This window comes from Pseudomonas sp. Ga0074129 (assembly GCA_001465025.1).
Taxonomy (GTDB): domain Bacteria; phylum Pseudomonadota; class Gammaproteobacteria; order Pseudomonadales; family Pseudomonadaceae; genus Aquipseudomonas.
Genome location: LNDO01000054.1, coordinates 1 through 13,301, shown reverse-complemented (window position 1 = coordinate 13,301; position 13,301 = coordinate 1). Strand labels below are relative to the sequence as shown.

The window sequence follows — 13,301 nt, the reverse complement described above, 5'->3', positions numbered from 1 at the left end:
GGCTTTTCCCCTAGACTGCCCGCACTTGCGTAGGGTATTTGGTTTTTAGCGCTTGCATGGTTTGTCAGAATTTTGGCAGTCTTGTTGGGTGTGCCAATATTTGCGCAATTGATACGGGTTGTGCGAGTTGAGCGCAGCTCTTTAGGCCGCTAGAGGACGATCCAATGAGCATGCAGATCAAGCCGCAGATGGTTGAGGCCGTGCTGTTCTTCAGCGAGCGTGGCGGTATCTGCAAGCAGATGTTTTTCCCCGAGTTTGAGGCCTTGCTCGATGGCGTGGTGAACATGCCCGAGTTTGCTGACCAGCAAATGCGCGTGGCTTATGCCCTGATTAATCCACGCTTGTTGATCAAGGCGCTGGTGTTCTTTTATCTCGATTTTGACGAGAAGGGCGCGCCGGATACAGGTTGGAATATCCCTTTACAGCATTTGGCTGAGCGTGCCGGCCGTGGCCCCGATCTCGGTGCCGGACCGATTCGTTTGGCCTGCCGCAGCCAATGCCCGGTGTCTTGGCACCAGATGCACCTGTGGGACCCCAGTCTGACGCCGGGCAACAATGACCTAGCATTGCTGCGTGATGTCGTCAAACGCAACGCTTTGGGTTTGCTGGTTGAGGATGAAGCGGCACCAGCGGTGGCCACCGAACGTCTGCAGATGGCTTCGGAGGATCGTTGGTATGCGGCCGATCCCGCTCAGGAAGAGGCGGGTAAAGCTCAAGAAAAGCTTGATCAGCAAGAGCGGGTCAAAGCTGCACAGTTGATCAAGCAACAGCGTTTGCGCATCAGCAGCCTGACTCAGCAACACGAAGAAGAACTGGCCAAGTTCAAGTTGGCCAGTGACGAACAGAGCAGCAACTTGCTGGCGCAAATTCATGGCTTGCATCAGGCCTTGCGTCAGCAAGAAGAACACAATGCGGTGTTAAAGACGCAACTGGCTGCTCAGGCGGCCAGCTTTCAGACCTCACGCGAGGAAATGACGGCTCAGTTGCGAGAGTTGGAGCGCGACGGACTCAGCGAAATTGACGGCCTGCGCACACAGTTTGAAGGTGAGATGCACGCTAAAATTGCCGCAGCCGTGGCGCAATACAAAGAGCAGATTGCCATTCGCGATGTCGAGTTGGCCTACCGTGCCGAGCAGGACACTCAGGCCTTGCAGGAGATCAACCGACTCAAACGCGCCTACACCGATTTGGTCAGCCAGGGTGGCGAGCAAATTCTCGAGCGCTTGGCCAAGTTGGGCGTGGTGTTTGTGGTGTATCACCCCGGCGCTGGCCACCTGACCATCCCATTGCAGGATATAGCTGTTTATCAGGACAACCCGTTGTCCTACGCGGCGGCTAAGTGCTTTGTCAGCGAAGAGCAGTATCGCCACTGGATGGCGCACTATCAGCAACCTACCTGCGAAGCAGAACTGCCGGCTGGCGGGCGTTGTGCCATGCCGATAGACCGCATTGATACGCCTGGCCGCTTTACCTTGGGTGAGTCCAACTGCTGTGCCCGGCACAAGGCCAGCAGCCGTTTGCGCACCGTGGGTTGACCTTGTCGGTGGTCGTGCCTGACTGGACACCGCATGCGCCTTTGCAGCGCTTGTGTCTGCCGTGGTCAGAAGCTGCTGGGGTTGAGCTGGCCGTGTTGCGTCTGGACCTGATCGACCCGTTGATCAGCGGCAATAAATGGTTCAAGTTGAGTCATCATCTGGCCCGCGCTCAAGACGAATCGGCTGCGGGCGTGATCAGTCTCGGCGGCGCTCATTCCAATCATCTGCATGCGCTGGCCGCCGCCGGTAAGCGTTTTGGCTTTGCCACGGTGGGTTTGTTGCGTGGTCATGCGCAGCAAACAGCAACGGTGGATGACTTGCTGGCTTTTGGGATGCAACTGCATTGGCTGGGGTATGCGGGCTATCGGGCGCGCCATGCGGCAGATTTCTGGCTGCCGTGGCAGGCGCAGTATCCAGGCTTTTATGCTGTCCCCGAAGGCGGTGGCGGTCTGTCTGGGGCTTTGGGCTGCATGGCTCTGCTGCCGATGGTGCGCGAGCAACTGGCAGAGATCGGTTGGGCTGATTACGACGCCTGGTGGCTGGCGGCCGGAACGGGCACAACACTGGCTGGCCTGCTGCTGGCTGAGGCGTCTGCGCATCCGGTGCATGGGGCCTTGGCGGTGCCTGCTGATCATGGCGTTGCGCAGCAGGTACAGCAGATTGTATTGGCGGCGGCTCAGCCTGTTGGGCACTACCATCTGCATGAAGCCTGTCGCGGTGGTTTTGCCCGCAGCGATGCTGAGTTACTGGCTTTTATGCATGACGCTGAAAACCACATCGCCATGCCGTTGGAGCCCCTGTACACATCCAAGGCTTTAATGGCGTTGCGCCAGCAGGTCGAGGCCGGTTACTTTGCGCGCGGCAGCCGGGTGGTTTTTGTCCATACTGGTGGCTTGCAAGGGCGGGCATCGGCTTTGTCATCGTCTGCATCTCTACTCTGAATACCACCGGCGGAGCCTGGATTCTGCATGAGCGAACCTCTCAATCCTGAACAGCTGCGCAGCCTCACCCCACTCAATGTGCTGTCTGAGCAGCAGTGGCGTGAACTCCGGTCACAATTGATTCCTCAGCCTGTGCTGGCCGGGCAGGTGTTGTTTCGCGCAGCAGATCAGGCCCGCGTGACCTACTACCTATTGGCCGGTGAATTACTCTTGCAATCGGCCGAGGGTCAGCAGCGTATACAGGCTGGCAGTGAGGCCAGTTGTCACCCGTTATCACCCAGCCTGCCGCGCTTGCATGAGGCGCGTGCGCTGACCGATGCCAGTGTGTTGGCCCTGGACACCGCCACCCTCAACCGTTTGCTCACCTGGCGTCTGGCTTATCAGGATCTGCTGTTGGAGCTGGGGCAGCACCACGAAGACGTGGAATGGCTGGAGCGGTTGTTGGAAAACCCGCTGTTTGCCAAAGTGCCGCCGTCCAACGTGCGCGCGATGTTGGCTCGTTTGCAGCGCATTGAATTGTCTGCGGGCAGTACGGTGTTGCAAGAAGGCGATGTGGGCGATAGTTGCTACTTCCTTAAGCATGGGCGCGCCGAAGTGATTCGCGGCGCCGGCAGTGCGCAGCAGGTGTTGGCTGAGTTGGAGATTGGTGCCTGTTTTGGTGAGGAAGCCTTGCTGGCTGACAGCCCGCGCAATGCCACGGTGACTCTGCTTGAAGACGGTGTGGTGCTGCGCCTGGATCGGCAGGATTTTTTCGCCTTGCTCAAAGCGCCAGTGGTGGATGAGGTGTCGCTGGGTGAGGCTTCCCGTTTGCTGGCCGCCGGGGCGCAATGGCTGGATGTGCGCCTGCAGGACGAATACCAGCGCGCCCATGCGCTGCAATCGTTGAACATGCCTCTGCAACTGCTGCGTCTCAAAGCCCGATTATTGGATAAAGCGCGCACCTACCTGTGCTACTGCGACAGCGGCAAACGCAGCAGCAGCGCGGTGTTTCTTCTGTCGCAATTGGGCTACAGCGCCTATGCCCTGCGCGATGGGGTGGACGCTTTGCCAGCGGTGCAGCGCGATGCGTTGCTGTGCGAAAGCGGTTCGGGCTACCTGGCCCGCTCCGGCGGCCGAACCGAGCGCAGCCTGTGATTTAGCTGGCCGGTTGTGCCGGCCAGTGATCATGCAGCAGAAACACTCGTTCGGCTTCCTGCCAACGGTTTGGCGCAATCTCTTCCAAGCGCACCAGCAACTGAGCATTGGCATTACTGGCTAACGCCGCTAACCATTGCTGCAACTGTTGAGGCGTCCATAACGCGGCTGTTTCGACATGCGCCGGGGCCAGCCAGGCCGGGCGTGTCAACGGTTGCCATAGGCCTTGGTGCTGGGCGCTAAAAGCCAACCAGTCACGATGATGCAGCCAGCGTCCACGCAAGTGCTGTGGGTTGCTGCCGAGCGGTGCACTGCAGGGGTTTTGCCAGGGGTAGAATAGATACCCTGCCAGCCATAATGCAGACTGAACCTGGTTTGGCGTGTAGGTGGCCAAAAGCGCCTGGGCATGCGGGCTTTTGCACAGTGGCAGTTGATGCTGAAGCAGATGGTCCAGTTTGATATCCAGTCGATCACGGCTGCCCGGGCCTAGCCAGTGCGCCGGATCCAGGCCGCTGCACTGCGCCTGAGCCAGGTAAAGTTTGATGGCGAACTCAATGTGGTGCACGCCTTGTTCATCGCGCAGCAACAGGTCCAACTCACCCAGGGTATGCCCGTGCTGGCGAATGGGCAGGTTGGCGGCTAGCACCTCAACGCCGGGTGCAGCTTGCAAGGCAAACTGCCATAGGCGCTCGTAATACAAGCCTAAACGCCGCACTGAATGCTGGCTGAGCCATTGCGTGAGCCTGTGATTGTCAGCATCCAGGCGCAGCAACCAGTCAGCCAGAGCATCGGGTTGTAGGCTCCAGGTACTGGCAGTCAACGGGTGGCGTTGCGGCCAATCGGTGTGGTTGAGCAATGGCGGCGAAAGCAGCGTCCAGGCCAAATCACGCACGCTGGGTTGGCGCAGTTGCGAGAGTAGGTCGGTCAGTGAGGGGAGGTGCGTCATGTTGCGAGCATAGCGCTTCGAGCCGATTAACGATCGCCTGTGCGTCGATCCTGTTGGGTTAAGCAGCCGTTGGCACACTCACAAAGCGCTTCTGGCAGGCATGCGGTTTGCCGCTGCTATCGGCTTTCGCCCATAATCCAAACCCTAGATCCAGAGCCTGGCGGGAGCACCATGGAGCAATTTCGTAATATCGGCATCATCGGTCGGCTGGGCAGCACCCAGGTTCTCGACACCATCCGCCGGCTGAAGAAATTTCTGCTCGCTCGTCACCTGCATGTGATCCTTGAAGACACCATCGCTGAAGTACTGCCGGGGCATGGCTTGCAGACCTCATCGCGGAAAATTCTCGGTGAAGTCTGCGACCTGGTGATTGTGGTCGGCGGCGACGGCAGCATGCTCGGTGCCGCGCGGGCCTTGGCGCGGCATAAAGTGCCTGTGCTGGGCGTCAACCGTGGCAGTTTGGGCTTTCTCACCGACATTCGTCCAGATGAGTTGGAAATCAAGGTTGAGCAAGTATTGGAAGGGCATTACCTGACCGAGAATCGCTTTTTGCTCGAGGCTGAAGTGCGCCGCAATGGCGAGGCCATCGGGCAGGGCGATGCGCTCAATGATGTGGTGTTGCACCCCGGCAAATCGACCAAGATGATCGAGTTCGAACTCTATATCGACGGTCAGTTTGTTTGCAGCCAGAAGGCCGACGGCCTGATTGTCGCCACCCCGACCGGCTCCACTGCGTATGCCTTGTCGGCGGGTGGCCCGATCATGCACCCCAAGCTGGATGCCATCGTGATTGTGCCGATGTATCCGCATACCTTGTCCAGTCGCCCGATTGTGGTGGACGCGAGCAGCGAGCTTAAAATCGTTGTGTCCAAAGACTTGCAGATTTATCCCCTGGTTTCCTGCGATGGGCAAAACCACTTCACCTGCGCGCCTGGCGACACCATCACCGTGGCCAAGCGCCCGCAGAAGCTGCGCTTGATTCACCCGCTCGATCACAATTTTTACGAGGTCTGCCGCAACAAGCTGGGTTGGGGCAGTCGGCTTGGGGGCGGTGATTGATGCACCTTGATCCTGCCCGTGGCTACGACCTGATCGGCGACATTCACGGCTGCGCGAAAACCTTGGAACGTTTGCTGAGCACCCTTGGCTATCGCTTGCAGGCTGGGGTGTGGCGACATGCGCACCGTCAGGTGATTTTCCTTGGTGATCTGGTCGACCGTGGCCCGCGCATACGCGAAACGCTGCATCTGGTGCGCGATATGGTCAGCGCTGGGCAGGCGCTGTGCATCATGGGTAATCACGAGTTCAATGCCTTGGCTTGGAGCACGCCGGCGGCGCCGGGCAGTGGGCGGCAGTTCGTCCGCGAGCACAACCCGCGGCATGCGCGGTTGATCAAGGAAACCCTGCAGCAGTTCGATGCCTACCCGGCTGAGTGGCAGGTTTTTCTCGATTGGTTCTATGAGTTGCCGTTGTTTATCGACGCCGGGCGTTTCCGCGTGGTGCATGCCTGTTGGGATGAAAGCCTGATCGAGCCGTTGCGCGCGCAGTTTGCCGATGGCTGCATCGATGAACACTTTGTCCAGGCTGCGGCCGAGTACGGCAGTTTTGCCAATACCGTCTTCGATCGGTTACTGCGTGGTACGGATATGCGCCTGCCGCACGGCATGACCCTGACCAGTGACGACGGCTTTACCCGTTCGCACTTTCGCACCAAGTTCTGGGAAGAAGATCCACAGACCTACGGCGATATCGTCTTCCAGCCCGACGCCTTGCCTGAACTGGCTGCGCAGATGCCACTGAGCGAAATGCAAAAAACTGAATTACTCAAATACGGCGCCGATCAACCGTTGTTGTTCGTTGGCCATTACTGGCGTAGCGGCAAGCCCGCGCCCATTCGCAGCAACCTGGCCTGCCTGGATTACAGCGCCGTGCTCAATGGCAAGCTGGTGGCCTATCGGCTGGATCAGGAAAGTCGCCTGGATGCCGACAAGTTTGTATGGGTCGATGTCGATCCCTCGGAGGCACGGCCATGAGTGCTGTAGCGGCGATGCGCCTGCCTGAACAGGTCGATCTGAGTGGCTTTATCAACCTGCTGCAACGCCTGCAGGTGCCGCATCGCGTTGCGGAAGAGGCGGGTGAGCAGGTGCTTTGGGTGCCCGATGAGCATCTAGCCGAACAGGTGCGCGCGCTGTACGCGCTGCACCCGCACGGCGATACAAACCTTGAACTGCAACCGCTGGCGGTTGAGCAACGCGTCTTGTCGGGTTTTTTCCAGCAACTGCGGGCCAGCCTGATGACCGCCACCGTGCTGCTGCTGACCTTTATTGTCGCGGCCATCACGCTGTTGGGCGATAACCTGCCGGCGATCAGTTGGCTGAGTTTTGTCGATTACCGCGTGCAAGGCGATTACATCTACTTCAGCTACCTCAATGACACGCTGCACAGTGGCCAGTGGTGGCGCTTACTGACGCCAATGCTGATTCACTTCGGCATTCTTCACCTGGCCATGAACACCCTCTGGTATTGGGAGCTTGGGCGGCGGATTGAAGCGCGGCAAGGGCCGTTGATGCTGTTCTTGCTCACACTGTTATTCAGCCTGGCTGCCAATTTTGCACAGTATCTGCACGCCGGCCCCTCGCTGTTTGGCGGGTTGTCCGGCGTGCTCTATGGCCTGCTCGGGCATTGCTGGATTTTCCAGCGCCTGGCACCCACACCGGCGTATCGCTTGCCGCCGGGCGTATTGGTGATGATGCTGGCCTGGCTGCTGATCTGCATGACCGGCATCTTTGAACTGCTGCAATTTGGCGCGATTGCCAACGCGGCGCATGTTGGTGGTCTGCTGGCCGGTTGCCTGACTGGGCTGCTGGGCGGTCTTTGGGCGCGTCGGCGATACGCGTAGTTGTGTGACAGGCTGGTAAACTGCCACTTTGCATTTGGAGGCGCGTATGTCGTCCTTTCTTGAAGCGATTGAAAACATCACCCCAGAGATTTATCAGAGCCTCAAGCTGGCTGTGGAAATCGGCAAATGGCCCGATGGCCGCAAGCTGACGCAGGAGCAGAAAGAGCTGACCCTGCAAGCGCTGATTGCCTGGGAAATCCAGAACCTGCCGGAAGAAGAGCGCATCGGCTACATGGGGCCGCAAGAATGCAGCTCCAAGTCCGAGCCGATTCCCAATCTGCTGTTCAAGTCCTCGGATACCCTGCACTGATGAGTGAGTTGGCTCGTGGTGCCCTGAGTAAAATGGCGACGCAGTTGGGTGCGCCGGTGCAGTACAGCTTTCGCCTCAGCGATGAATTACTGCCGGTTAACCCGCTGATCGGCAAGACCTTGCGCCTGGAGTTTCTCGGCGCGATTCACTGCTCCCATTGCGGGCGCAAAACCAAAAGCAGCTATAGCCAAGGCTACTGCTACCCCTGCATGCAGAAGCTGGCGCAGTGCGATATCTGCATCATGAGCCCGGAGCGTTGCCACTATGAGGCCGGCACCTGCCGCGAGCCGAGTTGGGGCGAGCAGTTCTGCATGACCGATCACGTGGTCTACCTGGCCAACTCCAGTGGCGTGAAAGTCGGCATCACCCGCGCCACACAAATCCCGACCCGCTGGATCGATCAGGGCGCGACGCAGGCGCTGCCAATCCTGCGCGTCGCCACCCGACAACAGTCCGGCTTTGTTGAAGATCTGCTGCGCAGCCAAGTGGCGGATAAAACCAACTGGCGCGCGCTGCTTAAAGGTGATGCAACGCCGGTCGATCTGCTCGCCGTGCGCGAACAGTTGTTTACCACGTGCAGCAGTGGCCTCACCGAACTGCAACAGCGTTTTGGTATTCAAGCCATTCAGCCATTGAGCGATCAGGCCGTGGTGCAGATTGCCTACCCGATCAACGCCTACCCGGCCAAGATCAACAGCTTCAATCTGGACAAGAATCCGCTGGCCGAAGGCACGTTGCTGGGCATCAAGGGCCAGTACCTGATGTTCGATACCGGCGTTATCAATATTCGCAAATACACCGCTTACCAGTTGGCCATCCACGAGATAGCCGCCTGATCACCCCTTGCAGCGCGGGCTTAAAGCTCGCCGCAGCCCTGAAGAGGTCCCGCCATGCGCACTGAACAGCCGAAGATGATCTACCTCAAGGACTACCAGGTTCCGGATTATCTGATTGATGAAACGCACCTGACCTTCGAGTTGTTCGAGGATCACACCCTGGTGCATGCGCAATTGCTGATGCGCCGCAACCCCGCGGCGGGTGTAGGTTTGCCACCGCTGGTGCTGGATGGTCAGCAGTTGGAGTTGCTCAGTGTGGCGCTCGACGATCGCGAGCTGAGTGCTGGCGACTACCAACTGAGCGACAGTCATCTGACCTTGCAGCCTACTGCGGCCAGCTTCGTGATCGACAGTAGCGTGCGCATCCACCCGGAGAGCAACACCGCGCTTGAAGGCCTGTACAAGTCCAGCGGCATGTTCTGCACTCAGTGCGAGGCCGAGGGTTTTCGCAAGATCACCTACTACCTCGACCGCCCGGACGTGATGAGTAAATTCACCACCACCCTGAGCGCCGAGCAGCACAGCTACCCGGTGCTGCTCTCTAACGGCAACCCGATTGCCAGCGGAACAGAAGACGGCGGCCGCCATTGGGCGACCTGGGAAGACCCCTTTATGAAGCCGGCCTATCTGTTTGCACTGGTCGCCGGTGACCTCTGGTGTGTGGAAGACAGCTTCACCACCATGAGCAATCGTGACGTGGCGCTGCGCATTTATGTCGAGCCGGAAAACATCGACAAATGCCAGCACGCCATGGATAGCCTGAAAAAATCCATGAAGTGGGATGAAGAGGTCTACGGCCGTGAGTACGACCTCGACATCTTTATGATCGTCGCGGTCAACGACTTCAACATGGGGGCCATGGAAAACAAGGGCCTCAACATCTTCAACTCCAGCTGCGTACTGGCCAAGGCTGAAACCGCCACCGACGCCGCGCACCAGCGCGTCGAGGCAGTCGTCGCCCACGAGTACTTCCACAACTGGTCGGGCAACCGCGTAACCTGCCGCGACTGGTTCCAGTTGTCGCTTAAAGAAGGCTTTACCGTGTTCCGCGATGCTGAGTTCAGCGCCGACATGCACTCGCGCACGGTTAAACGCATTGAGGATGTGGCCTACCTACGCACCCATCAGTTCGCCGAAGACGCTGGCCCTATGGCCCATCCGGTGCGTCCGGACGCCTTTATGGAGATTTCCAACTTCTATACCTTGACCGTTTATGAGAAAGGTTCAGAAGTGGTGCGCATGATCCGCACCTTGGTCGGTGCCGAGGGTTTCCGCAAAGGCAGCGATTTGTACTTCGCCCGCCACGACGGTCAAGCCGTGACCTGTGATGATTTTATCCTGGCGATGGAAGAGGCCAATGGCATCGACCTGACCCAGTTCAAGCGTTGGTACAGCCAGGCCGGTACGCCGCGTCTGGACGTCAGCGAAAGCTACGATGCTGCTGCCAATTGCTACCGTCTGCACTTCCGTCAAAGCTGCCCGGCCACCCCGGGCCAGGCCGAAAAACTGCCGTTTGTGATTCCTGTCGAGTTGGCCCTGCTGGACGCCCAAGGACGTGAATTGCCGCTGCAACTGGTCGGTGAAGAAGCCGCAGTGGGCACGTCCCGTGTGCTGCAGATAACCGAAGCCGAGCAGGCGTTCACCTTTGTTAATCTGGCGGAGCAACCGCTGCCGTCCTTGCTGCGTGGCTTCTCTGCGCCGGTCAAACTGAGCTTCCCCTACAGCCGCGATCAATTGATGTTCCTCATGCAGCACGACAGTGACGGCTTCAACCGCTGGGAAGCGGGGCAGCAATTGTCGGTACAGGTGCTGCAAGAGTTGATTGGCCAGCATCAGCGTGGCGAGGCGCTGGTGATGGATCAGCGTCTGGTTGAGGCCTGTCGCACGCTGTTGGCTGATGAGTCGCTGGATCAAGCCATGGTCGCCGAAATGCTCTCGTTGCCCGGCGAGGCCTACCTGACTGAAATCAGCGCAGTGGCAGACGTTGAGGCGATCCACGCTGCCCGTGAATTTGCCCGCCAGCAACTCTCGGCTGCGCTGTTTGATCTATTCTGGCAGCGTTATCAGCGCAATCGCGATGTGTCGCGCAGCAGCGCTTATGTCGCTGAAGCCGAACACTTTGCCCGTCGCAGCTTGCAGAACATCGCACTTTCCTACCTGATGCTCAGTGCCAAGGCTGAGGTGCTCGCCGCGTGTCTGGAGCAGTTTGAGCATGCTGACAATATGACCGAGCGGCTGGCGGCGTTGGCGGTGTTAATCAACTCGCCGTTCGAGAGCGAGAAAGCCGTCGCATTGGCCAGCTTTGCCGAACACTTCAAGGACAACGCCCTGGTCATGGATCAGTGGTTTAGCGTACAGGCCGCTTGTGCGCTGCCGGGCGCGCTGCAGCGTGTTGAGCAGTTGATGCAACACCCCGCATTCACCCTGAAGAACCCGAACAAGGTACGCGCCTTGATCGGCGCATTTGCCGGGCAAAACCTGCTGGGCTTCCATCAGGCCGATGGCAGCGGTTATCGCTTCCTGGCGGATCAGGTGATCACCCTCAATGCCCTCAACCCACAAATCGCCTCGCGCTTGCTCGCGCCACTGACGCGCTGGGCCAAATACGGCAGTGAGCGCCAAGCGCAGATGAAGGCTGAGTTGCAGCGCATTCTGGATTCGGGTGAGTTGTCCAGTGATGTTTATGAAGTGCTCAGCAAAAGCTTGGCCAAGGCATAGAGCGCGGTAACACCGTGTTTTTGAATGCCACACTTTGCTGTTATCTGGCCTGCAATCCACGTTGACCTAATCGGCCCTTGGCTAGGGCTTATTTCTTAAGCCTGGCTGGCTAATACATCGGTTGGACTACGAGCCTTGTTCTCTTCAAAAGTGTTACCTGTCGCGCACAGGTAGCACTTTTGGTGTTACCCCTCCTATGTGTAAGCAAAGTTTGCGCTGTGCGAGTTCAGCTGCTTGGGTTGACGCTGCCTATTTTTTCCGAAGCGGTTTGCCGGGGTTAACGCTGCGCTGTGACAGATCGCGTCAAACAGTAGGACAAAAAAAGAAAGATTCGTACCGCTCAGGCGTTATTTGCTCGCTGAATGATCAGTCACAATTTGAGCTGATGTGCTGTATGAGGGTGGTGTTGTATTTTTTATACAGTTGTTTGAATTGGCATCATGGTTGCAGTTGCAGAAGCTGATTTGACCTCGTCTTGGTCTATGCCAGGTTGTGAGGTGCGTGAAAACGCATTGGGAGGTGTCTTCCAGTCAGCATTTAAGGCCGTCACCAGTATGGCCATAACGAGCGCCCCAAAAATTGGTGCGCCACAAGATGATCTGTCCACGGAGTAACGTTTCGATGGAAATTAAGTCCAGTAAGTCTGTATTGCGTTTTGCACCTGCCACGGCGGGTTTTGCTTTTGTCGGTCTACTGCCTCTGCTGGTAGCAGCGCACGTTCAGGCTGTTGAATTCAGCTTTGCCGATAACGAAATCAGCGGCTCCATCGACTCCACCGTGTCCTATGGCCAACTCTGGCGTGTACAGGGGCAGGACAAGACTAATGATGATATCAACACCAATGATGGTAATCGTAATTACGATACAGGCTTGGTTTCTGAAGTTTTTAAGGTTACTACTGATATGGAGATTACATATCAGAACTATGGTGCTTTTGTGCGTGGCACAGCGTTTTATGATACTCAAATAATGGATAAGCGAAACGACTATTACGACAGTGGTCTAGTTTATTTGCCCAGCCAGAATTTACCTAGGGATGACAGTTTCACGCGTGATACGCGTCATGCTGCTGGTCGTAATGCGGAGATACTTGATGCTTACGTCTATGGTAATTGGGATGTTGGGGATATGCCTCTTGGGGTCCGTCTAGGTAAACAGGTTTTCAACTGGGGTGAGGGTCTTTTTTATCGTGGAGGCGTAAACGCTACTAACCCAGTTGACGCCGGAAAGTTTCGTTTACCTGGTGCTGAAGTGAAAGAGGTTCTGATTCCAGTTGAAGCTATTAGTTTTAATCTTGGCTTGTCTGATAGTTTGTCTATGGAGGCTTTTTATCAGTGGAACTGGAAGGAAACAGCTATTGATCCGGTAGGTACATTTTTCTCTGAGACTGATTTGTTTGCGGAGGGTGGTAATACTGCTTATAACCGTAGCGGTTCACTTGCGAGTGTGTTGACTCCAAATGGTAACTTCGGTGGTAACTCTCTTTACGGTTTGCTGTCATCTAATCCTGCTTCAGGATTGCGTGGTAGCCAGTACGCAAATTCTGGTGCGTTTAAGGTTGCTACTATTGATAGTGATTTGAATGCTAAGGATGACGGGCAGTATGGTTTTAACTTTAAGTATATTGCTGAGGGTTTGAATTCTACAGAGTTTGGTGCCTACTTTCTGAATTACCACTCCAAAGAGCCTTATATTAATGCAGATATAAACTCTGCTTATAATGGTGTAACTGGTCTTCAGTATACTGATCTTTTGGGTAATCCCGCGGTGATTGGTGCTGCTGCGCTTGGGAATACTACTGCTCAGCGGATTGTCGGTGGTCTCCTTGCTGTAGATGTTGGTAATCAGATTCAGGCGCGTCGGCAATACGTTGAAGATATTCGTGCCCTGAATTCATAGAATAAGTGCAACGCTTGAAACGATAGGCAGAGGGCCAGCCACCGGTAGAATCCAGGCTCTCACACCAAAGGATTCAAGCGCAG

General features: G+C 57.0%; 10 protein-coding genes and 1 pseudogene. 10 read left to right on the top strand and 1 reads right to left on the bottom strand.

Going from position 1 to position 13,301, the window contains the following annotated elements:
• Positions 1-164: 164 nt before the first annotated feature.
• Genes AUK77_RS04960 through AUK77_RS04950 form a run of 3 tightly spaced genes read left to right on the top strand, consistent with a single transcriptional unit; the run spans position 165 to position 3,610 of the window.
• On the top strand, positions 165-1,535 hold the full coding sequence (locus AUK77_RS04960) for a chromosome partitioning protein ParA (protein WP_296126824.1): 1,371 nt from the start codon (positions 165-167) through the stop codon (positions 1,533-1,535).
• Between the two features lie 8 nt (positions 1,536-1,543).
• The gene (locus AUK77_RS04955) at positions 1,544-2,476 is read left to right on the top strand and encodes a pyridoxal-phosphate dependent enzyme (RefSeq protein WP_296126859.1); all 933 of its coding nucleotides are present in this window, start codon (positions 1,544-1,546) and stop codon (positions 2,474-2,476) included.
• Positions 2,477-2,503: 27 nt separating this feature from the next.
• A complete protein-coding gene (locus AUK77_RS04950; RefSeq protein ID WP_296126823.1) occupies positions 2,504-3,610 on the top strand; it encodes a cyclic nucleotide-binding domain-containing protein in 1,107 nt (368 codons plus the stop codon).
• 1 nt (position 3,611) lies between these two features.
• On the opposite strand, the gene AUK77_RS04945 is transcribed toward AUK77_RS04950, so the two are convergent.
• Positions 3,612-4,556 (bottom strand): DUF1853 family protein, encoded by a 945-nt coding sequence (locus AUK77_RS04945; protein ID WP_296126821.1) that lies wholly within the window; start codon positions 4,554-4,556, stop codon positions 3,612-3,614.
• A gap of 171 nt (positions 4,557-4,727) precedes the next feature.
• Here AUK77_RS04945 and AUK77_RS04940 point away from each other — a divergent pair, with 171 nt between their 5' ends.
• The 7 genes and pseudogenes from AUK77_RS04940 to AUK77_RS04910 form a co-directional block, all read left to right on the top strand.
• The gene (locus AUK77_RS04940) at positions 4,728-5,615 is read left to right on the top strand and encodes an NAD(+) kinase (protein WP_296126819.1); all 888 of its coding nucleotides are present in this window, start codon (positions 4,728-4,730) and stop codon (positions 5,613-5,615) included.
• Complete coding sequence (locus AUK77_RS04935; RefSeq protein ID WP_296126817.1) at positions 5,615-6,589, top strand: metallophosphoesterase; 975 nt, start codon at positions 5,615-5,617, stop codon at positions 6,587-6,589. The genes AUK77_RS04940 and AUK77_RS04935 overlap by 1 nt, the downstream gene beginning before the upstream one ends.
• Positions 6,586-7,455, top strand: a complete 870-nt coding sequence (locus tag AUK77_RS04930) for a rhomboid family intramembrane serine protease (protein ID WP_296126815.1) — start codon at positions 6,586-6,588, stop codon at positions 7,453-7,455. The genes AUK77_RS04935 and AUK77_RS04930 overlap by 4 nt, the downstream gene beginning before the upstream one ends.
• A gap of 46 nt (positions 7,456-7,501) precedes the next feature.
• The gene (locus AUK77_RS04925; RefSeq protein WP_296126813.1) at positions 7,502-7,765 is read left to right on the top strand and encodes a DUF1315 family protein; all 264 of its coding nucleotides are present in this window, start codon (positions 7,502-7,504) and stop codon (positions 7,763-7,765) included.
• The gene (locus AUK77_RS04920; protein WP_296126811.1) at positions 7,765-8,601 is read left to right on the top strand and encodes a DUF2797 domain-containing protein; all 837 of its coding nucleotides are present in this window, start codon (positions 7,765-7,767) and stop codon (positions 8,599-8,601) included. Before AUK77_RS04925 ends, AUK77_RS04920 begins: the two co-directional genes overlap by 1 nt.
• Before the next feature lie 54 nt (positions 8,602-8,655).
• Positions 8,656-11,319, top strand: a complete 2,664-nt coding sequence (gene pepN, locus AUK77_RS04915) for an aminopeptidase N (RefSeq protein WP_296126809.1) — start codon at positions 8,656-8,658, stop codon at positions 11,317-11,319.
• Between the two features lie 621 nt (positions 11,320-11,940).
• Positions 11,941-13,203 (top strand): annotated as a pseudogene (locus AUK77_RS04910) (DUF1302 family protein); the annotation flags it as partial.
• Positions 13,204-13,301 lie beyond the last annotated feature (98 nt).

Coding starts and splice junctions, on each gene's coding strand:
- AUK77_RS04945 (WP_296126821.1), bottom strand. CDS start 4,556: ATGACGCACCTCCCCTCACTGACCGACCTACTCTCGCAACTGCGCCAA.
- AUK77_RS04930 (WP_296126815.1), top strand. CDS start 6,586: ATGAGTGCTGTAGCGGCGATGCGCCTGCCTGAACAGGTCGATCTGAGT.
- AUK77_RS04960 (WP_296126824.1), top strand. CDS start 165: ATGAGCATGCAGATCAAGCCGCAGATGGTTGAGGCCGTGCTGTTCTTC.
- AUK77_RS04925 (WP_296126813.1), top strand. CDS start 7,502: ATGTCGTCCTTTCTTGAAGCGATTGAAAACATCACCCCAGAGATTTAT.
- AUK77_RS04940 (WP_296126819.1), top strand. CDS start 4,728: ATGGAGCAATTTCGTAATATCGGCATCATCGGTCGGCTGGGCAGCACC.
- AUK77_RS04920 (WP_296126811.1), top strand. CDS start 7,765: ATGAGTGAGTTGGCTCGTGGTGCCCTGAGTAAAATGGCGACGCAGTTG.
- AUK77_RS04935 (WP_296126817.1), top strand. CDS start 5,615: ATGCACCTTGATCCTGCCCGTGGCTACGACCTGATCGGCGACATTCAC.
- AUK77_RS04950 (WP_296126823.1), top strand. CDS start 2,504: ATGAGCGAACCTCTCAATCCTGAACAGCTGCGCAGCCTCACCCCACTC.
- pepN (WP_296126809.1), top strand. CDS start 8,656: ATGCGCACTGAACAGCCGAAGATGATCTACCTCAAGGACTACCAGGTT.